24 protein-coding genes, 1 tRNA gene and 2 pseudogenes are annotated in these 26,177 nt (G+C 62.0%); 13 read left to right on the plus strand and 14 right to left on the minus strand.

The features are described 5' to 3' along the window. The 8 genes and pseudogenes from ACTJGZ_RS04045 to ACTJGZ_RS04080 form a co-directional block, all read left to right on the plus strand. A pseudogene (locus ACTJGZ_RS04045) lies at positions 1 to 442 on the plus strand (hypothetical protein); the annotation flags it as partial. A 5-nt stretch (positions 443 to 447) separates the two neighbouring features. Further along, entirely contained in the window at positions 448 to 963 is a 516-nt protein-coding gene (gene rnhA / locus ACTJGZ_RS04050) for a ribonuclease HI (RefSeq protein WP_441661667.1), read from the plus strand. 79 nt (positions 964 to 1,042) lie between these two features. Beyond that, entirely contained in the window at positions 1,043 to 1,786 is a 744-nt protein-coding gene (gene dnaQ, locus ACTJGZ_RS04055) for a DNA polymerase III subunit epsilon (RefSeq protein WP_441661668.1), read from the plus strand. A 130-nt stretch (positions 1,787 to 1,916) separates the two neighbouring features. After that, positions 1,917 to 1,991: transfer RNA gene (locus tag ACTJGZ_RS04060), tRNA-Val, on the plus strand. Positions 1,992 to 2,143: 152 nt separating this feature from the next. Beyond that, positions 2,144 to 2,245, plus strand: a pseudogene (locus ACTJGZ_RS04065) (Arm DNA-binding domain-containing protein); the annotation flags it as partial. Positions 2,246 to 2,247: 2 nt separating this feature from the next. After that, positions 2,248 to 2,865, plus strand: a complete 618-nt coding sequence (locus ACTJGZ_RS04070) for a DUF927 domain-containing protein (protein WP_441661669.1) — start codon at positions 2,248 to 2,250, stop codon at positions 2,863 to 2,865. Further along, a complete protein-coding gene (locus ACTJGZ_RS04075; protein ID WP_441661670.1) occupies positions 2,862 to 3,134 on the plus strand; it encodes a hypothetical protein in 273 nt (90 codons plus the stop codon). Before ACTJGZ_RS04070 ends, ACTJGZ_RS04075 begins: the two co-directional genes overlap by 4 nt. A 245-nt stretch (positions 3,135 to 3,379) precedes the next feature. After that, positions 3,380 to 3,604, plus strand: a complete 225-nt coding sequence (locus ACTJGZ_RS04080; protein ID WP_441661671.1) for a hypothetical protein — start codon at positions 3,380 to 3,382, stop codon at positions 3,602 to 3,604. Between the two features lie 117 nt (positions 3,605 to 3,721). Here the strand turns inward: ACTJGZ_RS04080 and ACTJGZ_RS04085 are convergent, their stop codons facing one another. From ACTJGZ_RS04085 to ACTJGZ_RS04100, 4 genes are all read right to left on the minus strand, one after another. After that, positions 3,722 to 3,940, minus strand: coding sequence for a hypothetical protein (locus ACTJGZ_RS04085; RefSeq protein ID WP_441661672.1), 219 nt, complete (start codon positions 3,938 to 3,940; stop codon positions 3,722 to 3,724). A gap of 80 nt (positions 3,941 to 4,020) precedes the next feature. Continuing rightward, the gene (locus ACTJGZ_RS04090; RefSeq protein ID WP_441661673.1) at positions 4,021 to 4,500 is read right to left on the minus strand and encodes a hypothetical protein; all 480 of its coding nucleotides are present in this window, start codon (positions 4,498 to 4,500) and stop codon (positions 4,021 to 4,023) included. A 15-nt stretch (positions 4,501 to 4,515) separates the two neighbouring features. Next, positions 4,516 to 5,688 carry a helix-turn-helix domain-containing protein gene (locus ACTJGZ_RS04095; protein ID WP_441661674.1) on the minus strand — a complete coding sequence of 391 codons (1,173 nt, stop codon included), beginning with the start codon at positions 5,686 to 5,688 and terminating at the stop codon, positions 4,516 to 4,518. Between the two features lie 345 nt (positions 5,689 to 6,033). Beyond that, the gene (locus ACTJGZ_RS04100) at positions 6,034 to 6,492 is read right to left on the minus strand and encodes a hypothetical protein (protein WP_441661675.1); all 459 of its coding nucleotides are present in this window, start codon (positions 6,490 to 6,492) and stop codon (positions 6,034 to 6,036) included. Positions 6,493 to 7,775: 1,283 nt separating this feature from the next. On the opposite strand from ACTJGZ_RS04100, the gene ACTJGZ_RS04105 reads away from it, so the two are divergent. After that, positions 7,776 to 8,666 (plus strand): hypothetical protein, encoded by an 891-nt coding sequence (locus ACTJGZ_RS04105; RefSeq protein WP_441661676.1) that lies wholly within the window; start codon positions 7,776 to 7,778, stop codon positions 8,664 to 8,666. A gap of 48 nt (positions 8,667 to 8,714) precedes the next feature. On the opposite strand, the gene ACTJGZ_RS04110 is transcribed toward ACTJGZ_RS04105, so the two are convergent. From ACTJGZ_RS04110 to cyoA, 6 genes are all read right to left on the minus strand, one after another. Beyond that, positions 8,715 to 9,473 (minus strand): glucose 1-dehydrogenase, encoded by a 759-nt coding sequence (locus ACTJGZ_RS04110; protein WP_441661677.1) that lies wholly within the window; start codon positions 9,471 to 9,473, stop codon positions 8,715 to 8,717. A 179-nt stretch (positions 9,474 to 9,652) separates the two neighbouring features. Then, positions 9,653 to 10,528 (minus strand): heme o synthase, encoded by an 876-nt coding sequence (gene cyoE / locus ACTJGZ_RS04115; RefSeq protein WP_441661678.1) that lies wholly within the window; start codon positions 10,526 to 10,528, stop codon positions 9,653 to 9,655. Positions 10,529 to 10,541: 13 nt separating this feature from the next. Beyond that, positions 10,542 to 10,883 (minus strand): cytochrome o ubiquinol oxidase subunit IV, encoded by a 342-nt coding sequence (gene cyoD, locus ACTJGZ_RS04120; protein WP_441661679.1) that lies wholly within the window; start codon positions 10,881 to 10,883, stop codon positions 10,542 to 10,544. A 2-nt stretch (positions 10,884 to 10,885) separates the two neighbouring features. Next, positions 10,886 to 11,533: a cytochrome o ubiquinol oxidase subunit III gene (gene cyoC, locus ACTJGZ_RS04125; protein ID WP_441661680.1), complete on the minus strand. Its 648-nt coding sequence runs from the start codon at positions 11,531 to 11,533 to the stop codon at positions 10,886 to 10,888. 2 nt (positions 11,534 to 11,535) lie between these two features. Further along, positions 11,536 to 13,524, minus strand: a complete 1,989-nt coding sequence (cyoB, locus tag ACTJGZ_RS04130; protein WP_441661681.1) for a cytochrome o ubiquinol oxidase subunit I — start codon at positions 13,522 to 13,524, stop codon at positions 11,536 to 11,538. Between the two features lie 12 nt (positions 13,525 to 13,536). Then, positions 13,537 to 14,505 (minus strand): ubiquinol oxidase subunit II, encoded by a 969-nt coding sequence (gene cyoA, locus ACTJGZ_RS04135; protein ID WP_441661682.1) that lies wholly within the window; start codon positions 14,503 to 14,505, stop codon positions 13,537 to 13,539. Positions 14,506 to 14,734: 229 nt separating this feature from the next. Here cyoA and ACTJGZ_RS04140 point away from each other — a divergent pair, with 229 nt between their 5' ends. Further along, on the plus strand, positions 14,735 to 16,132 hold the full coding sequence (locus ACTJGZ_RS04140) for an aminotransferase-like domain-containing protein (protein WP_441661683.1): 1,398 nt from the start codon (positions 14,735 to 14,737) through the stop codon (positions 16,130 to 16,132). 150 nt (positions 16,133 to 16,282) lie between these two features. On the opposite strand, the gene ACTJGZ_RS04145 is transcribed toward ACTJGZ_RS04140, so the two are convergent. Together ACTJGZ_RS04145 and ACTJGZ_RS04150 are read right to left on the minus strand one after the other, a co-directional pair. Further along, positions 16,283 to 18,766, minus strand: coding sequence for an ABC transporter permease (locus ACTJGZ_RS04145; protein ID WP_441661684.1), 2,484 nt, complete (start codon positions 18,764 to 18,766; stop codon positions 16,283 to 16,285). A gap of 43 nt (positions 18,767 to 18,809) precedes the next feature. Next, entirely contained in the window at positions 18,810 to 19,496 is a 687-nt protein-coding gene (locus tag ACTJGZ_RS04150) for an ABC transporter ATP-binding protein (protein ID WP_441661685.1), read from the minus strand. Between ACTJGZ_RS04150 and ACTJGZ_RS04155 the strand changes: the two genes are divergently transcribed. Beyond that, a complete protein-coding gene (locus tag ACTJGZ_RS04155) occupies positions 19,495 to 20,103 on the plus strand; it encodes an arylesterase (protein WP_441661686.1) in 609 nt (202 codons plus the stop codon). The genes ACTJGZ_RS04150 and ACTJGZ_RS04155 overlap by 2 nt on opposite strands. 169 nt (positions 20,104 to 20,272) lie before the next feature. Here ACTJGZ_RS04155 and ACTJGZ_RS04160 read toward each other — a convergent pair whose 3' ends face one another. Beyond that, positions 20,273 to 22,789, minus strand: coding sequence for an ExeM/NucH family extracellular endonuclease (locus tag ACTJGZ_RS04160; RefSeq protein ID WP_441661687.1), 2,517 nt, complete (start codon positions 22,787 to 22,789; stop codon positions 20,273 to 20,275). Between the two features lie 110 nt (positions 22,790 to 22,899). Here ACTJGZ_RS04160 and ACTJGZ_RS04165 point away from each other — a divergent pair, with 110 nt between their 5' ends. Together ACTJGZ_RS04165 and ACTJGZ_RS04170 are read left to right on the plus strand one after the other, a co-directional pair. Further along, the gene (locus ACTJGZ_RS04165) at positions 22,900 to 23,697 is read left to right on the plus strand and encodes a sulfite exporter TauE/SafE family protein (protein WP_441661688.1); all 798 of its coding nucleotides are present in this window, start codon (positions 22,900 to 22,902) and stop codon (positions 23,695 to 23,697) included. 41 nt (positions 23,698 to 23,738) lie between these two features. After that, positions 23,739 to 24,650 (plus strand): HpcH/HpaI aldolase/citrate lyase family protein, encoded by a 912-nt coding sequence (locus ACTJGZ_RS04170; protein WP_441661689.1) that lies wholly within the window; start codon positions 23,739 to 23,741, stop codon positions 24,648 to 24,650. A gap of 112 nt (positions 24,651 to 24,762) precedes the next feature. On the opposite strand, the gene serA is transcribed toward ACTJGZ_RS04170, so the two are convergent. Further along, on the minus strand, positions 24,763 to 25,971 hold the full coding sequence (gene serA, locus ACTJGZ_RS04175) for a phosphoglycerate dehydrogenase (RefSeq protein WP_441661690.1): 1,209 nt from the start codon (positions 25,969 to 25,971) through the stop codon (positions 24,763 to 24,765). Positions 25,972 to 26,177: the final 206 nt, after the last annotated feature.

Consider the following 26,177-nt stretch of genomic DNA (forward strand, 5'->3'; position numbering starts at 1 on the left):
GGTGGTCATTTCGGGTTTTAACCCATGGAGCCTTTGGGGCTTGAGGGAATCGGTACCAGGCATTGACCCCTGGCTGCCGCATGCGCAGGCGGCCCAGGTGTCGCTGGCGCGTTTGCGGGATTGGTTCAAACTGCTGGGCTTCGAGGCCGAGCGCGGTCATTATGGCTGCTATGCGCCGCCGTGCCGCACGCAGACCTGGCTGCAGCGCTGGCAGTTCATGGAGAAGGCGGGCGAACGCTGGTGGCCGTTTTGCGGCGCGGTGTATGCCGTCTCGGCCATCAAGCGTGTGCAAGGCGCACGGCTGATCGGCAAGCCCTGGAAGAAAAAACGGCGCCGCATGCCGCGCGGCGCGCGCGTGGCTGGCGTTGCCAGCATGGAGCAGAACGCGGTGAGCCAGCCGGTGCTGGCCCGTGAGCTGCCTGAGGACAAGGATAATTGGTGATACCCATGGCAGGAAATACTCCCGCGCCGGCCGCAACGGCCAAGCAAGTGGAAATCTGGACAGATGGCGCCTGCAAAGGCAACCCGGGTGTTGGGGGCTGGGGCGCGCTGCTGCGCTATGGCCGCCATGAAAAGTGCCTCTGCGGCGGTGAGGCGGCAACGACCAATAACCGTATGGAAATGATGGCCGTGATTCAGGCCTTGCAGGCCTTGCGTGAATCCTGCCGGGTCGTCTTGCACATAGATTCGCAGTATGTGATGAAAGGCATCACAGAATGGATGCCCAACTGGAAGCGCCGGGATTGGCGTACCGCCGACAAAAAACCGGTCAAGAATGCCGATCTGTGGCAGCAGCTTGATAGCGAAGTCGGCCGCCATGAGGTGAGCTGGCACTGGGTGAAAGGGCACGCAGGCAACCCTGGCAATGAACGCGCTGACGAATTGGCCAATCAAGGTGTGGAAATGGTGCGTGGCGCGGCAGCGCTGGCAGCCGAGGCCGGCACGGCCCAGTCCGGGGCCTGAGGCGTTCGTGAGGCGCCATGTTTTACACTGATGGCTTTCCGGCAGTGCCCTGCCTGTTTCTTTTTGGAGTCTTGCCCGTATGCGGCTGATCGTACTGGATACCGAAACCACCGGCCTGGAGCCGGCGCAAGGGCATCGCATCGTAGAAATCGGCGCGGTGGAAGTGGATAACCGGATGGTGACGGACAACCACTACCATCAATATCTCAACCCCGACCGCAATAGTGACCCGGAAGCTTTGGCCGTGCACGGCCTGACCACGGAGTTCCTGGCCGATTACCCGCGCTTCGAAGAAGTGGCGCGGGACTTTGTCGAATTCATCCGCGGCGGCGAGCTGCTGATCCATAACGCGGCTTTCGATATCAAGTTTCTCGATTCCGAATTGCAGCGCGCCGGGCTGGGCAAGGTGCAGGACTACTGCGCCAAGGTAACGGACAGCCTGATGGTTGCACGTGAAATGCATCCGGGCAAGCGCAATTCGCTGGATGCATTATGCGATCGCTACGGCATTTCCAATGCGCACCGTACCTTGCACGGCGCCTTGCTGGATACGCGTTTGCTGGCCGAAGTCTGGCTGGCCATGACGCGTGGCCAGGAGTCACTGCTGGGCGATGCCGACGCGGCCGAGAACCCTTCCGGCGGCAATGCCATGCAGTTCCGGACGGGCAATGAGGATTTCGACCCGTCCCGGCTGGCGGTCTTGCCGGCAGGCGCCGATGATTTGCAGGCGCATGCGGAATATCTGGCGGCGCTGGATAAGGCGGTCAAGGGCGAGTGCGTCTGGCGCCGCTATGAGCCGCAGCCTGACGCGGCTCAATCCTGAACGCTGGCTGTAGCCAGGCCAGGGCTGCGCCCTGCTTAGGGCAGCAGTTTCATGGCGAAGTAAGAAAAACTTGCTGCTTCTGCATTTGCAATGCTATTATTTCGTTCTCTTCACATTGCGAAGAGATTCTGGGCGGTTAGCTCAGTGGTAGAGCACTGCCTTCACACGGCAGGGGTCACAGGTTCGAACCCTGTACCGCCCACCAAATTGATGTACATAGACGTACACGAAACCCGCACAGCGTAAGGCTATGCGGGTTTTTATTTGTGCAATACGTGCGGATGTGTGCTTTGAATACCGCCCATGCTGACGGTACTTTTGACGGTATCCCGCTCGTACTGTCACAGAGATACTGTCATGCCGCTATCAGATACCGCCTGCCGCAATGCCAAAGCTGCCGACAAGCCACGCAAACTTGCAGATGGCGGGGGCTTATACCTGTTGGTCAACCAGGCCGGGGCGTGTTCTTCTACGGCACGGATAACAAGGGTAACGACTTGGCACCACAATGGATGTGCGCCCCCTGGTATATCCGCGCCCATACGCGCAGCACTGACGCTCAGGATTGGGGCTATCTACTGGAATTTGCCGACCGTGACGGGAATGAAAAGCGGTGGGCCATGCCTGCAGAGTTGCTACATGGCGATGGGGCGGAGTTGGCCAAGCTACTGAGCAACCAGGGTCTGGACGTGCATCCTACGCCAGCGTCGCGTCAGCGCCTGGCCAGCTACATTCAGCAGCAGGCCAGGAGCGTGGCAGAGCGTGCAATCAGTGCCGACCGGATAGGCTGGCATGGCAACGCCTTTGTGCTGCCAAAACGGTCATTTGGCGACAAGGGGCAGCGTGTCGTTTTCCAGTCGCCTACGGCCTTACCCAACACGTTCCAGGAAGCAGGCAGCGCCGAAGAGTGGCGCGACCAGGTGGGGGCGCTGTGTGCCGGTAACTCTCGCCTGGTGTTTGCAGCGAGCTGCGCCTTTGCGGGGCCGCTGCTGCGCCATGCGTCGATGGAGTCGGGAGGCTTTCATCTTCGGGCGAATGCGCCTACATGCTTGCCAATGAGCAGGGCAAGGCACGCATGAGCCGTACTGCCACGCCACGGGGCCAATTGCGCTGGCGGCTGCTGTTCCTGTCGTCGGGTGAGTTGAGCCTGGCCGACCACATGCAAGAGGTGGGCAAGCGGGCACATGCTGGCCAGGAGGTGCGCTTGCCGGATATTCCCGCTGATGCGGGGGCGGGCCTGGGCCTGTTCGACACCTTGCACGGCCTTCCTGATGCGCGGGCGTTGGCCGAGCATATCAAGGCAGTGACGCGACGGACTTATGGGACGGCTGGCCGGGTCTTCATTTAATGGCTGGTGGCGCGTGCTGACGATCTACCGGGGCTGGTGCGGGCCTGGGCAAGCCGTTTGGTGAAAGACTGGGTGCCAGTTGGTGCGTCTGGCCAGGTGGAGCGTGTGGCGTCCCGTTTCGCCTTGGTGGCGGTGGGCGGCGAGCTGGCGACGGAGGCGGGAATTGCCGGGTGGGATGGGGGGCGCGGCAGAGGCTGGGGTACGGACTTGCTTTGATGCCTGGCTGACGGCGCGTGGTGGTGCAGGTGGAGTCGGCGAGCTGCGAATACATGGTCTTTGCCGAGACCTTCCGGGCAGAGGTGTGCAAGGGCTTTGATCCGTTGACGGTGGTGCGGCTACTGCATGCACGCGGCTACCTGCGCACGGAGGGCCAGGGTAAGACCTTCAAGTACACCAGGCGGGAGCGGGTGCCGGGTGTTGGGCCTACGGCGGTTTACTGCGTTCTGCCTGCTATTTTCGATGGCGAATAGCAGTCTCTTGTATACGCAGCCGTTTACTGCAATGGCTGGTGTTATGAGTGGGGAGGCAAGGAAAACGCCCTTGTATCGTAATGAATACAAGGGCGGTCCCATCAACGGGTGCCGTTCCTACGGAACGGTTTTTTTGGTGCGCAACACGATGCGGAACGGTTTACCGTTGGGGCGGCGGATCACTTTCCCCTTGACGGTAATAGTCATCCTGTAGATGACTTGTTCGCCTTCGTTCGGGTGCATAGTAGCCTCCGCGATCAGGCCCCCAACCAAAAACTTGACGTTGACAGCCCGTTGTTGGCCGACATACGATGGTATTCCCGTACCAGTAGTCAAGACGCGCGCTCATGGGGTTTTGAGCGTGGCGTTTTCCCAAGGGCTTCGACGCGCTCCAACGCTTCGAAGCCTTTTTCCTTTCATGCAGCTTTGCTATCTTCATCGGGAGCATTCTTCCGCCAATTAACGTCGTCAGTGAAGTCCAAAGGAATTTGGATGGGACTTTCTTCGGGGTGAATGCTGTTCCAATGATCAGCGTCTAGCGATAATTGCAGTCCGTCGCCAACCATCTGCTCGCGTCGATTAATTAGGGATTTCAACATTTGCGGGCGGGTGGCCTCGTCAATATCAATCCATAGCGTAAATTGTTCACCGCCCTGTGTAGTTGGAAGGGCATGGTTTGCGCGATATGGTTTTCCCGTTTTAGGGTCTCTCCGAACTTCTTGCCTAGCAGCCTGCGTAAACTCTTTGGCAAGCAGGTCGAGAGGGTCTCTTGGCTTAGGTAGTGGCCAGCCACGATTGTTGGCAAAGATTGCCACTTTGCGCATGTTTACTTCTGTCTCGCCCGTTTCTTCTTTGTAGAGACGGATAAGGCGTTGCATTTCCTGATGCTTGTTCAATTTGGCGTTCTCCTTTTAGATGCCAACAGGTGCTACGTCACCCCAGCCATCAACGATGGCGCTAGGGGCAACAATTGATCGTACTTTTTGCAGATGAGCACGGAAGCGGTCATAGCGCCCAGTTCTATGTTGCAACTGTCCTGCTATCAATCCTGGGTGTATCCCTAGCGTGTTTGCAAACCCAAGAAGATCACGCTCAGCAAAGAACGGGGCTTTGCGTGCGATGAAAGCATCCATCTTTTTTTGAGGTACGCAAAACTCAGCGGCTGCTGCATTGGCAACCCGCTCTTCCTCGTTGATGGTCGAGCCCGTGCCAGCGCGTTCACCGTCAAGTTCGGTGTCCAGCATGACAATGTTGTCTTGGGGACGCTCGTGCAAGCCGTGGCCGCAAAGTACGTGCTCAAGTTCATGGCGTAGCACGAACCAAAAATTGTCGATACGATCGTGGCGTAAACTCATTCCAATAACAGGGGAGTATTTGTCCAGCCACATACACACGCCGTCGATTTTTGCGGAGGTGAGGGATTCAACGATGACAAATCGAATGCCGCTTTCAGCAAGAATTCGTGGGACTTTTCGTGCTTCTTCAGCGGCAGACAGTAGAGCGGACAGCTTACCAACAGCTTGGCGTCCTAAAAGTGGCGTGTACCTGGGTACAAGCATTTCACTTGCAATTTCTTTGACCCTATAAAGCCAAGCCAGTTGGATTGGTGTTGGCTCTTCTTTGGTGTTGGTTTTCTTTGCTGCGTGTGGCAGTACCTCGATATTCTCAATGGATTCTTCTTTGAAGAATTTTGCGAGTGCTGCCTCTACTTTTGGGATGTCCCTAGAGTTTTCTGCATCAAGCCATCCGCGTTTTATCATTTCTGCAACCGGCAGTCCGCCAAAAAGCTGAGCGCGAGTTGCACGGCCTGGGTCTGGACGTGCTGAGATCCTCGCTATTGCAAGGTCGTAGGATTGTTGCAAATCAAGAAATTCTTTCGCCGGTACATTGAAAATTTCTTCCAACGAGATTGCCATTGTTGCGTCTACCGGACGCTTGTCTGCGACAAGGCGGTTTACGCTACTGTCGTCCACACCAAGGATTACGGCTAGTACACGTTTAGTCCAGCCCCTTGCGGTGAGCAGGGCGTCGATGAACTGGCCGGGGGTGCGGAAGTCGGAGGAGGAAGGGGTGGAGCTATTCATGATGATTTGCACAATACGTCAGTTTGCGCAAAAACGCAAACTGGTCGTTTTTTGTAAGGGTTGGGTTGCTTTGTAAGGAGTGCCTGCGAACTTACAGCTACGGTTTAGTTCGTACGGGTGGTGGTTTTCAAAACCTGTTGTTGTGCAGCTGGTGATAACAGTTGGCATGCAATATGGCCTTGTGACAGATGTAGTGTCAGGGGTATGCCATTGAAACGTGCACAGGGCCGTTTGCTGTCAGCGGCCTTGGCGTGGGACTACATAGTGCATCGAGCATAGAGGGGCTGCTGCGTATTGCACTCGGTTTTGAGGGCGAGCGACAAATATGCGTGGACTTCGGGGTGATCACGCATCCTGAGCAGGCGTGCGCGATGGCGGAAGCATGTGCCGCGACCTGAGCATGGCGACGTACAGCGGCAAGGTAAGGAAGTGGCGTACCCATGCTGGTATCTCTATCTCGCCTGACGTCCAGCGTGACACAGTGCCTGCGTTGGTGCCCACGATGCGGCAGAAGTCCACCTTCTTCCATCCTATCGCTTTGATGGCATCTTCAAAGGCTTCCGGGGACAGATGGGGTGGGGTGGTGCGCTCGATGTAGTCCAGCACCTGGCTGGGGCTGGAAACCTGTGCCATGTCTGCGGCCAGGCCCATGAACGGCTTTACCCACGACGGTATCAGCCCATCACCACGGTGCCAACGATTGATGGTGCCGATATGCACGCCTGCCGCCAGGCAGAAGTCATTCTTTGTCCAGCCGATGGCTTGCAGGGCTTGCTGGTGTTCTTCTGGCGGGGGGATGTGCATGGCGGGAGGGTGTGGTTGCAGGTGGGAGTCAATGATGGCATGATAGCCGGTTTTGTTTATTATGCTAATCAATTAATGATAATATCCGCATAATTAACATAATTCTCCTATGTGCTCTTCCGTTTCCCGCCCCCTGTGAGTAACTCTGAGCCTATGCCCTATGCGTGAGGTCTAGTGCGGCTTCCAGGGCGAGTCTTATTTGTTCATTTATTGAGCAGATAACGCCTGTGCGGCAGTTGATAGTTATCCACAAGGGTTAGACGGTGCTGCGGGGGGCGGCAGGGAAGGATTTATTTTGCGCTGCCAATACGCAAAGTATGCCGCCATGATGCTAATTACCTGTTGATATATCCAGGTGTCCCCGGTGTTTGTTCCCGGCATCCCCGGACTTTTGTCTGTTGTCCCCGGTGCATCCGGGGACACGGAAACCCGCATATGTGCTTGCTCTCCGTGAGTTATCAATAGTTGTCCCCGGTGTCCCCGGTTTTTCTGATGATTCCCTGGTCGATTTTCGGTAGTCCGATGCAGGTGGAGGGATGGGGAGGGGGTAAAAGTTCAGCATGATTCCGCCGAGACCGCCCGCCCAGTCAGGAATTTATGGCGGCACATTTTCAGGGGAGGGGGGTTAAAGCGGATGGGTCTGAGTCAGCCGAACGCATGGCCGGATGACAGGCGAAGTCCCCTGCCTTTTCTTCGTGGCTTGCGGGCCGGTGCTGTGCGCCTGCATGGCATCAGCAGTTTTTTATATTTCTGCGTTTTTTTATGTCAGGACGTGAAGGGAGGTAAGCCCGGCATCTTCTGCGAAAGCGCGCCGGAAACACATTTCAGCCTGGGCAGGGACGGCATTTGATGCCGCTCCAGAGTGTTACTGAATACCCGTCTTGGGTTACATGATTCTCATTCTGAGAAGAAAGGATACGTTTTCGGCGTCATTGCTCCGTATCCTGAAAGTGTCGTACCTGGCCGGCACAGCGGCATGCCTTCGGCGCCGCACCTTTCTTCCCGTGCCGGTTTCACTCAACCCAAGGAGTTGTTATGCGGGCTATTCTCTTGTGGTTTCTGGGCGTACCTATCCCCGTCATCATCCTGTTGGCCTTGTTCTGGCATTGACGTTTGTGCCTCGCGTAGCGATCCAGGCATAAATCGCCGGCCTGCGCCATTCCCCGGCGAGGCCCAATGAGGCATTTCCCATCAGACCGTCGCGGCCCGGCATCGCTGCCAGGCTGCCTCGGTACGAGTTCGCAGCGCGTGCAGCGCGCTATCGACATCGAAAAGGATCTCTCATGCAGACAACCCAAAGCAGTAGTGTAAATACGCTGGCCGTGGCCCGGCATGGCGGTGAGTCCGCGCATTCCGCCGTGTCCTGGGGCGCTGTGATTGCCGGTGCGGTCATTGCGGCGGCTTTGTCCGCGGCGCTGATGACTGGCGGCAGCGGGCTGGGCTTTTTGGCCGTATCGCCGTGGCAGGATGAAGGCGCGTCGGCATCAGTGATTGCGGTCAGCACCATTGTGTGGCTTTTCGTCACGCAGGTGATTGCTTATGGCATCGCGGGCTATGTGGCAGGCCGGCTGAGAACGAAGTGGACGGATGCGGACCGCGATGAAATTTATTTCCGCGATACGGCGCATGGGTTTCTGGTCTGGGCGCTCAGCGCGGTCATTGGCGCCATTGTGCTGGGCTCGGCCCTGATGTCCGCAGGCAGCGGCGCTGCCAAGGCAGGGGCATCCTTGCTGGAGGGCGGCGCCACGGTGGTGGGCTCTGTGGCTGGCCAGGGCGGCGGCAAGCAGGTATTGGATGACTTTACCGACACCCTGCTGCGCCCGGCCGATTCCTCCTTGCGTACCGGCACTGGCGAGGAGCGCCGGGAAATCGGCAGGATTTTCGTGCGCGGCATCACCCAGGGCAAGCTGGATCAGGAAGATAAGGAATACCTGACCCAGCGCGTGGCACAGTACACCGGGGTGGAAGCGCCGGTCGCCGAGCAACGTATCCAGCAAGTGAGCGCCCGTGCGCAGCAGGCGCTGGACGAAGCCGAGCAAACGGCCCGGAAGGCCGCCGATGCGGCGCGTAAAGCCGCTGCGACGTTTGCGCTTTGGCTGTTTGCCGCGCTGTTGCTGGGGGCATTTGTTGCCAGCCTGGCCGCGACGGTGGGCGGCAGGGCCAGGGATCGCTGAGCGCGGCCAGCGCCGGTCAGCCGGCGCTGGGCCTGCCCGTGACGGAGCTCAGACGGCCTGGGCTCCGCCGTCCACGGGCAAAGCGATGCCAGTGACATAGTCGGAGGCACGCGACGCCAGGAAAATCACGGTGCCGTCCAGGTCCTCAGGATTGCCGGGGCGGCCAGCGGGAATACGGCGTTGCGTGCGCTCCAGCCAGGCCGGGTCACTGAACATGGCCGACGTCATTTCCGTTTTGAACCAGCCCGGCTCAATGGCATTGACCTGAATGCCAGCCGGGGCGAATTCGATGGCCAGGCTTTTGGTCATTTGCCGCAGACCGCCTTTGCTTGAAGAATAGGCGACGCTCTCGGGCAAGCCGTTGGCGCTGCCGTATGAGCAGAAATTGATGATCTTGCCGCGTCCGGCCGCGCGCATATGGCGCAGCGCTTCGGTGGCGCAGATGAAGCTGCCATGGGTGTTGACGGCATGCACCGCAATCCATTCTTCATCGGGGAAATCCAGTGATGGGCATTTGCGGTGAATGCCTGCCGCGTTCACGAGGATATCCAGGCGGCCATGCTGGGCGGCGACGGCCTGCATGACGGCGCTGACTTGCTCGCGTTCGCGGGTGTCGCAACGCATCGCTTGCGCGCCCAGACGGACCGCCTGTTCCTGTAGCACATCTTCGCGCCGTCCAAGAATAATGACGGTGGCGCCGGCGCTGCGCAAGGCGCGCGCCGCTGCTGCGCCCAGACCGGAACCGCCGCCGGTGACGACGGCGACCTGACCGTTCAAATCGAAAAGAGCTTGTGCCGGATGTGCCATAGCGCTGATGTCTCCTGTGTTGGCAATACAGGGGTAGCCAGCAGCGTATCCGCTGATTTCCCCTGCTGTCTGGAATGGTATTCCATTTATGCCATCGAGGGGGAAAGCCTTTCTGCATGCTAATGGCCAGCCACGGTTCAGGCCGGGCCAGTCACGCTTGCGGCAGGGCGGGAACTGATTCAGCGGAGTGTTTGCAGCAGGCCGTCCAAGCCCATGGCGGCGCTCAGCAACACAACCAGCAGGATGGAAAACAGGAAGAGCTTGCGGGCCCAGGGGCCGGGATTGGCCGGATCGCAGGCTGTCAGCGTGAGCTTGAGCCAATAGAGGCCGCCAGACAGGGCCGTGAGCAGATAGAGCCAGCTTGCCGCGCTGACGAGCGGCAAGAGCAGGCTGCAGGCGGCAAAAGCGGCGGTATAGCCGATGATTTGCACCCGGGCAGATGCCAGGCCGTATTGCAGCGGCAGGACAGGCAAGCGGGCAGCCTGGTAGTCCCGTGCGCGGAAGATGGCGATGGCGTAGGAGTGCGGCATTTGCCACAGGCAGAACATGACCAGCAGCACCAGCGCGCCCAGGTCGAAACGGCCGCTGGCAGCGCAGTAACCGATCACCGGCGGCATGGCGCCGGACACGCTGCCTATCAGCGTGCCATGCACGGTATGGCGTTTGCCATAAAGGCTGTAGGCGCCGACATAGACGGCAAAGCCCAGCAGGCCTAGCCATGCAGCGAGCATGCCGCCGCCCCAGGCCTGGAGCAGCAGCAGGCCTGCCACGCCCAGCAGCGTTCCGTACCACAGGGCATGGCGGGGGGCGACTTGCCCTGTGACCAGCCCGCGCTGGCGCGTGCGCGCCATGGCGGCGTCGATATCGCGGTCGATGTAATTGTTGAAGACGCAGCCCGAGGCAATGACCAGGGCCACGCCGGCGGCGGCGGCCAACAGGGTGCCGGCGCTCGCGTGGCCGGCAGACCCGAGGAAGAATCCGCCGGCGAAGCTGACCAGGTTGCCAGCAATAATGCCGGGCTTGGTCAGCAGCAGGTATTGCCTGAAGATGCGCACAACCGGTCTTGCCTTACATCATCATGTGATCGTTCATGCTCCAGATAATCCAGAGCGAAAGACCGACCACAATCAGCAGGATGACAATGGTGAAGACAAAGCTGGAGAGATTCCAGCCGCCTTCCGATTCGCGGTTCATGTGCAGGAAGTACACCAGTTGCACGATGGTCTGTACGATGGCGAAACCGAAAATCAGCAGCAAGGTGGTGGAACGTTCCAGACCGGTGGGGTACATCACCAGCGCGAACGGAATCAGCGTCAGGATGACCGCCAGGATGAAGCCGGTGTTGTACGAGCGCAGCGTGCCGTAGCTGGCGCCAGCGCTATCGGTATCAGTGTGGCCGTGTTGGGACATGATTACAGGGCTCCCGTCAGATAGACAACAGTGAAGACGCAAATCCAGACCAGATCCAGGAAGTGCCAGAACAGGCCCAGGCAGGCCAGGCGGGTCTGGTTGCGTGGCGTCAGGCCATCCATCGAGGTTTGGTGGATCAGCACGGCCAGCCAGATCAGGCCGGCGGTAACGTGCAGGCCGTGCGTGCCGACCAGGCCGTAGAAGGCGCCGAGGAAGGCGCTGCGGCTGGGGCCGGCGCCTATGCTGGCCAGATGCTGGAATTCATAGATTTCCATGGCGATGAAGAGCGCGCCCAGCACGAAGGTGACGCACAGCCAGCGCAGCGCGTTGGTCTTGTCACCACGGTGAATGGCCAGCGAGGCATAGCCGAAGGTAATGCTGGAGAACAGCAGCACGAAGGTTTCGCCCAGGACAAACTTCAGGTTGAAGATTTCCTGGCCGGTGGGGCCCCCGGCATAGGCATTCATGAGCACCACATAGGTGGCGAACAGGCTGCCGAACAGCACGACGTCGGACATGAGGTAGATCCACAGGCCGAAGACAGTGTTGTTGCCGTGCGCTTCGTGCCCGTGGTGGTCATGGCTATGGCCGTGGTTGGCGTGCGGCGTGGCGCGCGCGCCGGAACTTGGGTTCAAGGTATGAGTGGACATGGTCAGGCCTGGCTCGCTTGGACTTGGGATTGGGCAGCTTGGTAGTGAGCGTTTTCGATGCGCTCGATTTCCTTGACGGGCACGTAGTAATCCGTGTCCTTGTCGTAGGTGCGCCAGATGAAGGTGAGGATCGTGCCTGCCAGCCCGGCAATGGCCATCCACCAGATATGCCAGATCAGGGCGAAGCACAGCGCCAGCACAAAGGCGGACATGATGAAGGGCAGACCGCTGTTGCGCGGCATGTGGATAGGTTCGTAGCGCGCCGGGCGTGCGATGCCGCCATGTTTCTTGGCTTCATGGAAGGCGTCCAGCGTATCGGCATGCGGCGTGACGGCGAAGTTATAGAACGGCGGCGGCGAGGCGGTTGCCCATTCCAGCGTGCGCGCATTCCAGGGGTCGCCCGTCAGGTCGCGGTTCTTGTTGCGGTCGCGGATGCTGACCACCAGTTGCAGCACCATGAAGAAGATGCCCAGCGCCACGAAGCACGCGCCCACGAAGGCCACATACAGATACGGCACCCAGGCGGGGTTGTCATAGTGGTTCAGGCGGCGCGTCATGCCCATGAAGCCCAGCATGTAGAGCGGCATGAAGGCCAGATAGAAACCGATGATCCAGCACCAGAAGGAGTAGCGGCCCAGGCGTTCATTGAGCTTGAAGCCGAACACCTTGGGGAACCAGTACACGTAGCCGGCGAAATAGCCGAACAGGGCGCCGCCGATGATGGTGTTGTGGAAGTGGGCAATCAGGAACAGGCTGTTGTGCAGCAGGAAGTCGGCGCCGGGGATGGCCAGCAGCACGCCGGTCATGCCGCCGATGGCGAAGGTAACCAGAAAGCCGATGGTCCACAGCATGGGGGTGGTGAATTCCAGGCGGCCGCGGTACATCGTGAAGAGCCAGGTGAAAATCTTCACCCCGGTGGGGACGGCAATAATCATGGTCATGATGCCGAAGAAGGCATTGACGTTGGCGCCGGAACCCATGGTAAAGAAGTGGTGCAGCCAGACGATGAACGACAGCACGCCGATGGCGACCGTCGCGCCGACCATGGACTTGTAGCCGAACAGCTTCTTGCGCGCAAAGGTGGCCGTGACTTCGGAAAACACACCGAAAGCGGGCAGCACCAGGATATAGACTTCGGGGTGGCCCCAGGCCCATACCAGGTTGGCATACATCATGGCGTTGCCGCCAAGATCATTGGTGAAGTAGTGGGTGTCCAGATAGCGGTCCAGCGTCAGCATGGCCAGCGTTCCGGTCAGAATGGGGAAGGAGGCGATGATGATGACGCAGGTGACGAGCACGGTCCAAGTGAACACGGGCATTTTCATCAGCGTCATGCCGGGGGCGCGCATCTTGATGATGGTCACGAACAGGTTGACCCCGGTGAGCAGAGTGCCCAGACCGGATGCCTGTAGCGCCCAGATGTAGTAATCCACCCCCACGCCCGGACTGAGCTCGATGCCGGACAACGGTGGATAGGCGACCCAGCCGGTCATGGCGAATTCGCCTATGCCCAGAGACAGCATGACCAGGACCACGCCCACCACGAACAGCCAGAAGCTGAATGCGTTGAGGAAGGGGTAGGCCATGTCGCGCGCGCCAATTTGCAGCGGCACGACGATATTCATCAGGCCCACGACAAATGGCGTGGCCACGAAGAAGATCATGATCACGCCGTGGGCGGTGAAGATCTGGTCGTAGTGATCGGGATGCAGAAAGCCTTCGCTGCCGCCGTTGGCGACGGCCAGCTGGGCGCGCATCATGATGGCGTCGGCAAAGCCGCGCACCAGCATGATCAGCGCCACGAAGATATACATGATGCCGATCTTCTTATGATCGACGGACGTGATCCATTCAGACCAGAGATAGCCCCACTTGCGCAGGTAAGTAATGCCGCCGACCACCGCCAGGCCGCCAATCAGGATGGCGATCAGGGTGATGACGACGATGGGTTCGTGTAGCGGTATATCCGCCAGGCTGAGTTTTCCTAACATGTCCGGTCTCGGTTACAGGGCATTCGGGTGCGTTTCCGGGGCGGCATGTCCGCCCTGGAGGCTATCGTGGCGGGAAGCGCCGTCCTGGGCCTGGTCATGGCCGCCAGCGGGCGCGGCGTCATGGTGGCTCATATCGACGAACTGGCCGATGATGCGGTCGAACAGTTGCGGCTCGACGCTGGCGTACTGCTGAATCGGGTAGCGATAGGGCGGGTTCTCAGGGCGCTTGGCGACTTCCTGGAAACGCTCGAAATCAAAGTTGCCGCTGCCGGCGCGGGTGCGTTCCACCCACTGTTCGAACTGTGCGGGCGGCAAGGCATGGGCCGTGAAGTACATATCGGAAAAACCGTTGCCGCTGTAGTTGCCCGAGAAACCGCGGTAGTTGCCCGGCTCGTCAGCAATCAGGTGCAGCTTGGTGCGCATGCCGGCCATGGCGTAGATCTGGCCTCCCAGCTGCGGGATGAAAAAGGTATTCATCGAGCTGTTGGAGGTAATGTCGAACGCGATGGGGGTATTGGCCGGGATGTATAGCTCATTGACGGTGGCCACCCCTTGTTCCGGGTAAATGAAAATCCATTTCCAGTCGGCGGAAATGGCTTGCACGGTGACATGTGGCACTTCCGATTCCAAGGGTCTGTACGGATCCAGCTTATGGGTACTTTTCCATACAATGACTGAAAGTATGCAGACAATAATGACAGGAAAACCCCACACGACGACCTCGACCGCCGTGGAATGGGCCCATTCGGGGGCATAGCGCGCCTTGGCTGCCGCGCGGTATTTCCACGCGAAGACCAGGCTGAGAATAATGGCGGGAAGCACAACAATCAGCATGAGGCCGACGGCCGTGAAGATCAGATTGCGTTCTTCCACGCCGACCTGGCCTTTGGAGTTGATCAGCTCCCAGTCACAGCCAGACAGGCCGGCCAGCGCCAGCAAGGCTGGAAGCATGCATAGGTGTCGTATTTTCAACGGTTTCATCGTCATTTCTTGGACATGGGCGGGGACGCCGGATGAGGAGTCGCAGGCAGAAGCCAGGACGCGTACGCCGCGTGGGCGTGTCCTGGCGTGACATGCTCTATGATGGGGGCAGGCTGCAGGACCGGGCCGGGCGGGGCTTGCGAGATTTGTATGTATTTGCACATATAATGTATGCATACAATATTCTGCAGGATCGGAATATATCACAAACAATCACCATACGATTCGCATGAATGACAAAAGCGATACGTCGATGACTGCGCCTGCCTGGCTGGGGACGCTGGTTGATGGCGGCGGGCCGCGTTATTTGCAGATTGCCGATGCCATCGGCAATGCGCTGGATGAAGGCCGCTTGCGGCCTGGCGACAGGCTGCCGCCGCAGCGGCAATTGGCGCGCCAATTGGGGCTGGACCTGACCACGGTGACGCGTGCCTATGCCGAGGCGCGCCGCCGGGGACTGCTGGACGCCAGGGTCGGCCAGGGCTCGTTCGTGTCGCATGGGCCTGCCGATGATGGGCGGGTTGCAGATCTCAGTATGAATATTCCGCCGCCGCCGCCCGGCGGCAAGCTGGAATACATGCTGCGCCAAGGTATGAACGATGTGCTGGCGCGCGCCGATGTCGATACCTTGATGACTTATCACTGGGGGGCAGGCAGCCTGGCCGACCGCGAGGCGGCGGCGGCCTGGGTGGGCAGCGAGCTAGGCCAGGTGGATCCGGCGCGCATTGCGGTCGTGCCGGGGGCGCAAGTGGCCCTGGCGGGCCTGGTGCTGGCGCACAGCGCGCCGGGCGACGCCGTGGCTGCCGAGGTCTTGTGCTACCCCGGGCTGATGCAGGCCGTGCGCCAGAGCGGCCGGCGCATGGTCGCCGTGGCCGTGGACGGCGCGGGCATGCTGCCCGATGAATTGGAGCGCGTGTGCCGGACGCAGCAAGTGCGCGTGCTGTATCTGAACCCGACGATTCAGAACCCGACGGCGCTGACCATGCCGTTGGCCCGCCGCCAGGAACTGCTGGCGGTGGCGCGCGCCCATCGCGTGCATGTCATCGAGGATGACCCCTACAGTTTTCTGGCGCCGGACGGGCCGCCGGCGCTGGCGCGTATCGCGCCGGACATCGTGAGCTATGTCGCGACCTTATCGAAATCGTTGACACCGGGTTTGCGCACGGCGTTTGTCATTTTGCCCGACGCGGCAGCGCAAGATGGTTTCGCGTTGGCCATGCGGGCCTTGACGCTGATGGGGGCGCCGCTGATGGGTGCCCTGGCGACGCAGTGGATACGCAGCGGGATGGCGGCGGAGTTTCGCGACGCCGTCGCTGGCGAGGCGCATATACGCTACGACATGGCGCAAGCCGTGCTGCCTTTTGCGCACCGTGAGGGGCCGCACGGTTTTCATATCTGGCAAGCCGTGCCCGCGCAATGGAGCCTGAACGGCTTGCTGACGGCTGCCAGCGCTCATGGCCTGGGCATTTGCACTTCTGAGTTTTTCACGGTGGATGGCATGGCGCCCAAGGCCATCCGTATTTCCCTGGGAGCCGTGCCAGACCGGCGCCGCCTGGAGCGGGCCTTGCGTGTGTTGGCCGAGCTGCTGGCGCAGCAGCGCCCGGCGCTGCCGGCGGTCGTGGTTTAGTCGGCCAGCACAGGCTGCCCATGGCGGCAGCCTGGACGCCTTGAGGCTCGGCGGGCGACAGGCGCCCCAAGGGTTCCAAGCGCACTAAGAACACCAAGCGCACTAATGATCGCTGGGGGGATCACAGCGGCGCGGGCTGCTGGCTTGCAATCAGGCGGCGCGCAGCAGCGCCATGGGCGGCGTATTCAGAATGCGCCGTGTGCCAGCCAGGCCCAGCAAAGTAATCACCAGGGCGGCCAATAAGGCGGTGCAGACCAGTTGCGTCCAGGGCAGCGGGACATGGGCCATGCGGAAGACGGCCTGCCCCAGCCAGCTGCCTGCGCCGGCGGCGCCCAGGGTGGCTGTCAGGGCGGCAATCAGCCCGAGCACCAGGAATTCGCACAAGGCCGCCAGACGCAACTGGCGGCGCTGGGCGCCCAGGGTGCGCAGCAGCGCGGCTTCATGGCGGCGTTGCTGGGCGCTGGCCGCCAGCGCAGCGGCCAGTACCAGGGCGCCAGCCAGCAGGCTGAAGGAAAGCACCCAGCCCACGGCGCTGCTGACGCGTTCGATGATGCTGCGCACGCGTTCCAGCAGGTCATTGACGTCCAGCATGCTGACGTTGGGGAATTGCCTCGCCATGTCCGCCAGGTGGGTGTTCTGCGCAGGCGGCAGGTAATAGCTGGCGATCCAGGTATGAGGCATGCCGGCAGCGTGGCTGGGGTCGAGCAGCAGGAAGAAATTGACGCGGAATGAGCTCCAATCGACTTCGCGCACGCTGTCGATGGTGGCCGTCACACTGCGGCCTCCGCTTTCCAGGGTCAGGCTGTCGCCCAGCTTCAGGCCAAAGCGTTCCATCCAGCCTTTTTCGACCGACAGGCCGGCGGCGGTGGCGCCGGGCGCCAGCCAGGATCCGGCCACCAGCCGATTGGCCGAAGGCAGCGTGGCGCTCCAGGAAAAACGCAGTTGCTCGGCGGCGCGTTCACGCATTTCAGGGGTCTGGTAAAAGCGCTCTGCCGGTTCGCCGTTGACGGCCGTCAGTTTGCCCACGGCCAGCGGCAGCATGGCGATATGGCTGGCATCGACCTGCGCCAGGGCGGCGCGGTAATCGGGGACTTGCTCTTCCAGGATATTCAGGGCAAACCAGTTCGGGGTTTCCTCAGGGAGTTCCGCCCGCCATTCCTGCAGGAGCGCCGGGGCGGTGACAGCCAGAATCAGCAGCGCGCACAGGCCCAGGCTCAAGGCGACTGCCTGGATGGCGCTGGTGAAGCGGCGGCGGGCCAGGGAGGCCAGCCCCAGGCGCAAGGCCGGATGGATACCGGCGGCCAGCCGCCGGGCCAGCCAGAGGGCCAGCAGCGCCAGCAACGCCGCCGCCAGGGCCACGACCGCCAGGCTGGCCGCCAGAATCAGTGCGAGCCTGGCACTGCCCGCCTGCATCCAGATCAGGCCCAGCGCAGTGACCAGCGGCAGCAGGTAGAACAGGTCGAAACGGCGCACGCGTGGCGTGACACTGCGGCGGAACACGGCGGCGGGCGGAACCTCTGCCAGCCGCGCCAGCGGCGGCAGGGCGAAACCCGCCAGAATGGCCAGGCCCATGGCGGCGGCAGCCAGCGAGGGCAGCACCGGTTGCAGGGTGGGCAAGGCGCCGCTGAACAATTGGCCTGCCGCTTGCCAGGCCAGCAGGGATAAGCCTTGCGTCAGGGCAATGCCCAGCAGCGCGGCGGGCAAGGCCAAGGCCGCCAGCGTGCCGGCCAGGAGTTTCAGGACATCGGCGCGCGGGGTGCCCAGCGCGCGCAGCAGGGCCACTTCATCAGTTTTGCGCTGGGCATAGCGCTGCGCGGCCAGGGCGATGGCCACACCGGCCAGCAAGGCCGCCAGCAGCGCGCACAGGCGCAGAAAGGCATTGGCGCGCTCGAAGGCCGCGCCCAGATTTTGCTGCGCGTCTTCCAGTTCGATCAGCTTGGCGTTGTCCGGCAAGGCCTGCGCGCCCGCCCAGGCTTTCCAGTCCTGGACGGCATCCGGGGCGCCAGCCAGCAGCAGGCTGTAGCGCGCGCGGCTGCCCGGCCCCAGCAGGCCGGCGCCTTCGATATCAGCCAGCGGGGCCAGGGCGGCGGGCGCCATCGCGAAAACGTTGCCGCCGTCGGGCTGGCGCAGCAGTTCACCCGCGACGCGCAGCGTGGTGTCGCCGATTTGCACGCTGGCGCCTACGGCTACGTCCAGCGCGGCCAGGGCGCGGGCATCCAGGTAGATTTCGCCCGGCTGGGGGGCAGCGGCGCTGCGGCTGCTGCCATCGGCATGGCGCAGCGTGATCTCGCCGCGCAACGGCCAGTCCGGCGAGACGGCCGCCAGGTTCAGCAACTGGGCCTGCTCCCGGGTGAAGGCCATGCTGGGAAAACGGATGGTTTGCGCCGTGGCCAGCCCCAGGGTGCGGGCCTGCTTTTCATAGTCCGCCGGAATGGGGCTGGGCGCATTGATGCCGCTGTCACCGCCCAGCAGTTCGGCCGAACCCGCGGTAATACTGTGTTCGACGCGCAGCGCCAGCGTGGCAACCACGCCCAGCGCAACGATGGACAACACCAGCGCCAGCGCCAGGGTGCGCAGTTCCGTGAGACGCCATTCGCGCCGGACGGTGCGTAAAGCCAGGGGGAGGATATTCATGGATGTCGGTGGGCGGCGGGAAAGGGCGGAACCAGGGCGGTGTTCATGTGTCCAGGCGGCCTGCAGTGATATGCAGCGACTGCTGGCAGCGTTGCGCCAGCGTCAGATCGTGCGTGACCAGCACCAGTGTCGTGCCATGTTCCTGGTTGAGACGGAACAGCAGATCGCTCACAGTACTGCCGGTGCGGGCATCCAGGTTACCAGTGGGTTCATCAGCAAACAGAATGCGGGGTTCATTGACGAAGGCGCGGGCGATGGCAACGCGTTGCTGTTCTCCGCCGGACAGTTGCGCCGGGTAATGGCTGCGGCGGTGCGACAGGCCGACAGCGTCGAGCGCGGCCTGGGCCCGTTCACGGGCGCGGGGCGCGCCCTCCAGTTCTAGCGGCAGCATGACGTTTTCTTCGGCGCTGAGGGCAGGCAATAGGTGGAAGGATTGAAAAACAAAGCCGACCAGGCGCCGGCGCAGTCCGGCGCGCGCTTCTTCATCCAGGGTTTCCAGGGCATGGCCATCGAGGCGTATGCTGCCGCTGCTGGGAACATCCAGCCCTGCCAGCAGTCCCAGCAAGGTCGTCTTGCCGGAACCGGAAGCGCCGATGATTGCCGCGCTTTCGCCGGCGCGGATGCGCAGGGAGATATCCTCCAGGATATCCAGTCTGCCAGCGGGGCCTGCTACTGACTTGCTAACATGCAGGCTTTCCAAAAGTACCTGTACCTGGGATGAACCGCTCATGCGTCGTTTCCTTTGCTTGCTGTGCCTGTGGGTTGCCGCGCCATTTGCGCAGGCGGCCGATCCCGTCATTCTGGTGCTGGGGGACTCTCTATCCGCCGCACATAATATTCCGTCGGATCAGGGCTGGGTGAATCTGCTGGCGCAGCGGCTGGCCACCGAGGCGCCGACCTGGAAGGTCGTCAACGCCAGTGTCAGCGGAGCGACCAGCGCCAACGGCAAGGCCGCCTTGCCCGCTTTGCTGGAAGAGTACCGCCCGGAGATCCTGGTGCTGGAACTGGGCGCCAATGATGGCCTGCGCGGCCAGCCCCTGGCCGTGCTGGAAGATAATCTGGCCGACATGATAGAAGATGCGCGCGATGCCGGGGCCGAAGTTTTGCTGGCCGGCATTGAATTGCCCGTCAATTATGGGCCGCGTTACAGAGACGGCTTGCGCCAGTTGTACGCCGGGCTGGCGCAGCGTTACCAGACCGGGCTGGTGCCGTTCTTGCTGGAAGGGGTGGCGCTGGAGCCTGCTTTGATGCAAAGCGACGGCTTGCATCCGGTGGCAGCGGCACAGCCGCGCATTCTGGAAAATGTCTGGCCGGCGTTGCGCGAGCTGCTGCCCTAAGGCCGGGCTGATTCGGACAGATCCGGACAGATCCGGGCTGATGCCGGGCAGGGCAGCCCGGCATCAGGCGGGGCGGCTGCCATTTTCAGGCAGCTACCCGCAGGCCATTACTCGCAGCTCATTGCTTGCAGCTCATTACCCGCAGACCACTACCCGCAGGCAGCTTGTCTCAAACAATCGCTGCGGCGCGGCGGCGCCGCATCCAGGCGAGGGCGGCGAGCAGGCCCAGGCCCATGGCGCCGCCGCCGCTGCTGCTGTCGTCATCGCCGCCAGGCTCGGGCGTGCCGGATTCTTCGCCGCCGGTGTCATCCTGCTTGGACAATGCCATATCAATCACGACCGGATCGTGATCGGATGAGCTGTAGGGGTCGGCGGCATAGAACGATTCCTGTTGCTGCGCGCTTTTGTACTGCAAGGAGTATTGCAGGGCTGGCGGCTCATCGGCATTGATATGCCAGACTTGCGCTTTCAAGGTCTTGGCCGCCAGGGCGGGGTCGGCCAGTGCGTGGTCCAGATAGCCTGACATGCCATTGAACACATAGCTGTATTCGGCGCCCGCGCCGTCGCGGGCCAGCAGATCGGCGTAACCGGCGTTGGCGAGCGCGGCGATGGGGTCTTCCTTGGCGTAGCTGTTCAGGTCACCGATAATCAGGCGGCCCGCCGTTTCGACGCCCGTCGGACTGGCGGCGAGCCAGTTGTTCAGGGCCTGGGCGGCTTTGATCCGGGTCGGATTCCAGCAGCTTTGGCCATCGTTCTGGTCGGCATCGCCCTCCGCGGCCTTGTCACAACCCTTGGATTTGAAATGGTTCACCGCGACCGTGACCGGCAAGCCGCCGCGTACCGATTCGAAGGTCTGGGCCAGCGGCATGCGGTTCTTGTTGTCGATGTCCAGCGTGGCAACCTTGCCGGTTTCGCGGACGCTGTCATTGCGGTACATCATCGCGACAGTGATCTCGTCGGACCCCAGGCGCTCGCTGGCGGGCTGGATATAGCTCCAGTTGCTGCCCATGCGGCGCGTCAGCTGATGGATGGCGCTGTTGGCGTCATAGCCGTTGTTCTCGATTTCCATCAGGCCGATGATGTCGGCATCGAGCTGCTTGAGCGCCGCAACGATTTTGTCTTCCTGGCGTTGCAGTTCGGCTGCGCTTTTCGCGCCGCGAGACGTGGGGAAACCGCCGCCCTTGCCGTCGCCGTTGAAGTAGTTCAGCACATTGAAAGAGGCCACGCGGACATCGGTGCCGCTGGCGCGGACCGGGGCATCCGGGCGCGGGTTGCCCGCAGGGTCGAAGCCAGGGGCGGCCGCGCCGGGCAGCGGTTGAATGCGCCAGGCACTGTAGCGGTTTTCCACCACCCCGCGCACCGGCGTGGTCGTGGTATAGCCGCGGCGCAGGGTGTTGGCTGCTGATAGCTCCGGCGCCGGATAGGGGACTGAGGCAGGGTTCTGATGGTTGTAGCCGTCATCCAGGATGATGCTGTTGCGTGTGTTGGCGGCCAGCAGTGCCTGGGCGGCCTGACCGGGGGCAACGGCATGCGTGGGGGTCTGCAACAGGCCATTGCCCAGCAGAATGCTGCCATAGCGGCCTAGCTCATAGACATTATTGACGGTCAGGCCGGGCGCCAGCTCGACCAGCATGCCGGCATACTGGGCATGGTCGCTGCCTTCAGGCAGGGGCAGGGCCAGCGGTTCGGCCTGCACGGACAGGCCAGAGGCACAGACGGCGACATCGCTGGCCAGGGTCAGCTGGGTCTGGTTGTATTTCTCTTCCACTTTGCCCACCAGGTGCACGCGCTGGCCGGCCGTGGCCGTCTTCCCTGGGGCATAGACGAACAGCCCCTCGGACACGCCGGGACGGCGCAGCCGTTCGGCATCGGCAGTCTGAACAAAGAAGCCGGAAAAACCGTTGGTGTAGGTATAGCTTGCCGTGACGATGGCTTCCACATGGACGTTTTCCAGGGAGGCGCCGTCGGCGCGGCCTTGCAGATCCGCGATGGCGGTGGCGGGGGCGCCGCAGCGGGCCTCTACCGTGCCGCCGATGGCCAGGCCGGGGTGGGCGCCCAGGCCGTCGAAACTATCGACCGGAAAGGCATCCCATTGCTGATCGACATCGAAGGGCGTATCCGCCGCGTCATCACCGGTCTGAATGGCAGCCTTGCGGCGCAAGGTATTGTCTTTGGTCGAAGCGCCGCTGGCGCCTACCCAGGCTTCCGAGGGGCGGAAACCGACCTGGCCGATGCGGTCAACAATGGCGCCTTGACGGCTTAGTGTCACGGCATCGTCGCCGTTGTAGTTCAGGCCGGCAAGCAGGTTGATGCGGCTGCCCAGGGCATCGGCCATATGCGAATGGGCGATGACGTAGGTGGCGCCGGGGGCCAGGCTGCCCGAGGGCTTGAAGGTGGATGACACCGTCTTGGCCCCGTTGGCATACACATGGACTTCATACTGGGCCAGGTCCACAGCGCTGCTGCCGGTGTTGTACAACTCCAGCGCCTTGTTATTGGATGTGCCTTCGACATATTCGCTGAAGATCACATCAGCGGAGACGGGCGCGGCCATAAAAGCGGTCAGCAGGGCGGCATGGCAAGGGGCAAGACGTCTGTGGCGGGTCATGATGGCGGGTTCCATGGCATTCGGGGAACCCGCAAAGTAAACGCCATGGGTGACAAGGACGTTAAATCGCGTCAGCATGGGGCCGCCGCATGGCGTTAACATGCAGGCATGTATCCCGGGCAGCGGGCGCCGCGCCTGGAAATCCACCGCCTGGCTGCCGCCTGGCCCTTATCTGGAATGCGTTGATTATGCTGACTTTTTTGCTTTATCTGGTGCTGGGGGTATTTTCCGGCGTGCTGGCGGGACTGTTCGGTATCGGCGGCGGCCTGATTATCGTCCCGGTGCTGGTGTATAGCTTTACGGCCCAGGGGCTGGATCCCAACGTCCTGACCCATATGGCGGTAGGCACATCGCTGGCCACCATTGTGTTTACGTCCATCAACTCCATTGCCGGGCACCAGAAGCGCGGCGCGATCAATTGGTATCTGGTGCGCTGGATGACAGTGGGTTTGCTGGTGGGGGCAATTTTGGGCGGGCGTGTGGCATCGCTGCTGCCAGGGGCCGATTTGCAATTGGTCATCGGGGTGTTTGCGATCTGCATGTCGGTTCAGTTGTATTTTGGCCTGGGGACCAAAAATGCCGCTGGCGAACCTTTTCGACAGCCCAGCAAGTTGTGGTTGGGGCTTAGCGGTACGGTGGTGGGGTGCGCATCCGCACTTTTCGGTATCGGCGGAGGTTCTTTGACCGTACCGCTCTTGTCATGGCGTCGTTTGCCCATGCAGAAGGCCGTCGGCACGTCGGCAGCCTGCGGCATGCCCATCGCCATTTTCGGCGCCTTGTCCTTCATTTATTTCGGCTGGGGCGAAGCCAACCGGCCGCCGCATAGTTTCGGTTTCATTTATCTGCCCGCGTTGGTCGGCATTGCCGTGACCAGCATGTTCTCCGCCGGTATCGGGGTGAAGCTGGCGCACAAGCTGTCGCCCGTCATGCTGAAAAAACTGTTTGCCGTGCTGTTGCTGTGCGTGGGCTTGAACTTCATCCTGTAAATCAGTGAATGGAACACGGGCAGAATCAGGGAGCAGCAGCCATGCAGCAGGAACCGTCTCTTCATCACGACGCCATTGACGCGGCAGGGCTTCGGCCGCGGCGCTCGGTGCTGTATATCTCCGGCGCCAACGAGCGGGCGCTGGAAAAGGCCCGCTCGTTGGCGGCGGATACCTTGATCTTCGATCTGGAAGACGCGGTCGCGCCGGAGACCAAGGCCATGGCGCGCCAACGCATAGGCGCCGCGCTGGCCCAGCCGCAGGGCTATGGCTACCGTGAACGCATCGTGCGCATCAATGCCTTGGCGACCCCTTGGGGGCAAGACGACCTGGCATGGCTGGCGGGGCAGGATATCGACGGCATGCTGTTGCCCAAAGTGGAAAGTGCCGCTGCCGTGCAGCAGGCGCGCCGGGCGATGCAGGCAGCAGGCTGCCGGGCGGATTTGCCGCTATGGGCCATGCTGGAAACCCCGCTGGGGATACTGCGCGCCGACGCCATTGCGGAACAGGGCGTGGCCGCGCTGGTGGCCGGGACATCGGATCTGGCCAAGGCGCTGGATGCGCAGCCAGGCACGGACCGTCAGCCTTTGCTCTTTGCCTTGTCGCAAATCGTGCTGGCAGCGCGGGCCTGGGGTTGCGCGGCGCTGGATGGGGTGCATGGCGATCTGGAAGATGACGACGGGCTGGCGCACGTATGCCGCCAGGGGCGGGCGCTGGGCTTTGACGGCAAAACACTGATTCATCCCCGGCAGCTGGCGGCTGCCAATGCCGCGTTCAGCCCCTCTGGCGCGGATGTGGCGGCGGCACGTAAACGCGTGGCGGCCTGGGCCCAGGCGCAGGCACAGGGCCTGGGCGTGGTGGTGGTGGATGGCGTGCTCGTAGAGCGTTTGCATGTGGATGCCGCGGAAGGGCTGCTGGCACGCGCCGAGCAGATCGCGGAGCGCGAGCGCGGCTGAGAACGCCCAGACAGGATACGCACGGACAGGAAGCACACGGTCAGGAAGCGCCCAGCCATACAAAATCCCCGCCAGGCCTAGCACCTGGCGGGGATTTTTGTCAGGGCGTCACTTAGTGAGTAGCGACGCGCTCGACACGGATGGTAGCGGGATGGCTGCGCAGCAGCTCCAGCACATCGTCGCCCACCGGGCCGTCAACGTCGGTAACGACATAGCCCAGCTGGCCCTTGGTTTGCAGCGTCTGGCTGACGATGTTCAAGCCCTTTTCCGCCAGCGCATTGTTGAGCGCGCTGATGGCGCCCGGCGCATTGCGGTGGATATGCAGAACACGCGTTTCGCCATTGGCTTCCAGATAGGGCAGCTCAGGGAAGTTCACGGCGCCCTTGGTGGTGCCGCTCAGCCAGTAACGCACCAGCTTTTCTGCCACTTCGCGGCCGATGTTTTCCTGGGATTCCTGGGTGCTGCCGCCGATATGGGGCGTCAGGATCACGTTGGGCAGGCCAACCAGCGGGCTTTGCAGCGGCTCGTTCGGGCCCTTGGGTTCCGTGGGGAACACGTCCAGGGCGGCGCCGGCAATATGGCCGCTCACGATGGCATCGCGCAGCGCGCCGATATCCACCACCGTGCCGCGCGAGGCGTTGATGATGATGGCGCCCTTCTTGGCGCGCGCCAGGCGTTCGGCATTGATGATGTTGGCCGTGTGCGAACCGCCAGGAACGTGCAGGGTCACGACATCAGCTTCTTCCATCAGCTGATCCAGCGACAGGGCGGCGCGGGCGTTGCCCAGCGGCAGCTTGGCTTCGATGTCATGGTAAATGACGCGCATGCCCAGGCTTTCGGCCAGCGTGCTGACCTGCGAACCGATGTTGCCGTAACCGACGATACCCAGCGTCTTGCCGCGGGCTTCGAAGGCGCCGGTCGCGGTCTTGTCCCAATGGCCGCCATGCACGCGCTCATTCTTTTCGGGAATGCGGCGCAGCAGCAGGATGGCCTCAGCCAGTACCATCTCGGCGACCGAGCGGGTGTTGGAGAAGGGCGCGTTGAAGACCGGAATGCCGCGCTGGGCTGCCACATCCAGGGCGACCTGGTTGGTGCCGATGCAGAAACAGCCGATCACGCGGATGTTGGGGAACTCGTTGAGCAGGCCTGCATCGAGGTTGGTGCGGGAACGAATGCCGACGACGTCGGCAGTCTTCAGGGCCGCACGCAGTTCATCGGGCGGAAGCGCGATGGCATGCGAAACGATGTTGGTCAGGCCGGCCTGCTTGAACACTTCGCGGGCGCTGGGATGGATGTTTTCGAAGAGAACGATATTTGCCATGACAGACAAGAGCCTAATTGAGGAAGTGGCGGCGCGTCGGCTGGGCGCGTCGGGAAGCGATCCATTGTAATCGCTTTGCCGGGCGCATAAGGGCTTCCCCTGATGCTGGTAGGGGCTGGCGGGGGCGGGTTTGTTACCGGACGCCTTGTTGCAACAGGGGCACGAGGGGGTTGCCAGGCGGCGCGCGGTGTTGTTTTCCTGTCGGC

The organism is Kerstersia sp., from assembly GCF_052103615.1.
GTDB lineage: Bacteria > Pseudomonadota > Gammaproteobacteria > Burkholderiales > Burkholderiaceae_B > Kerstersia.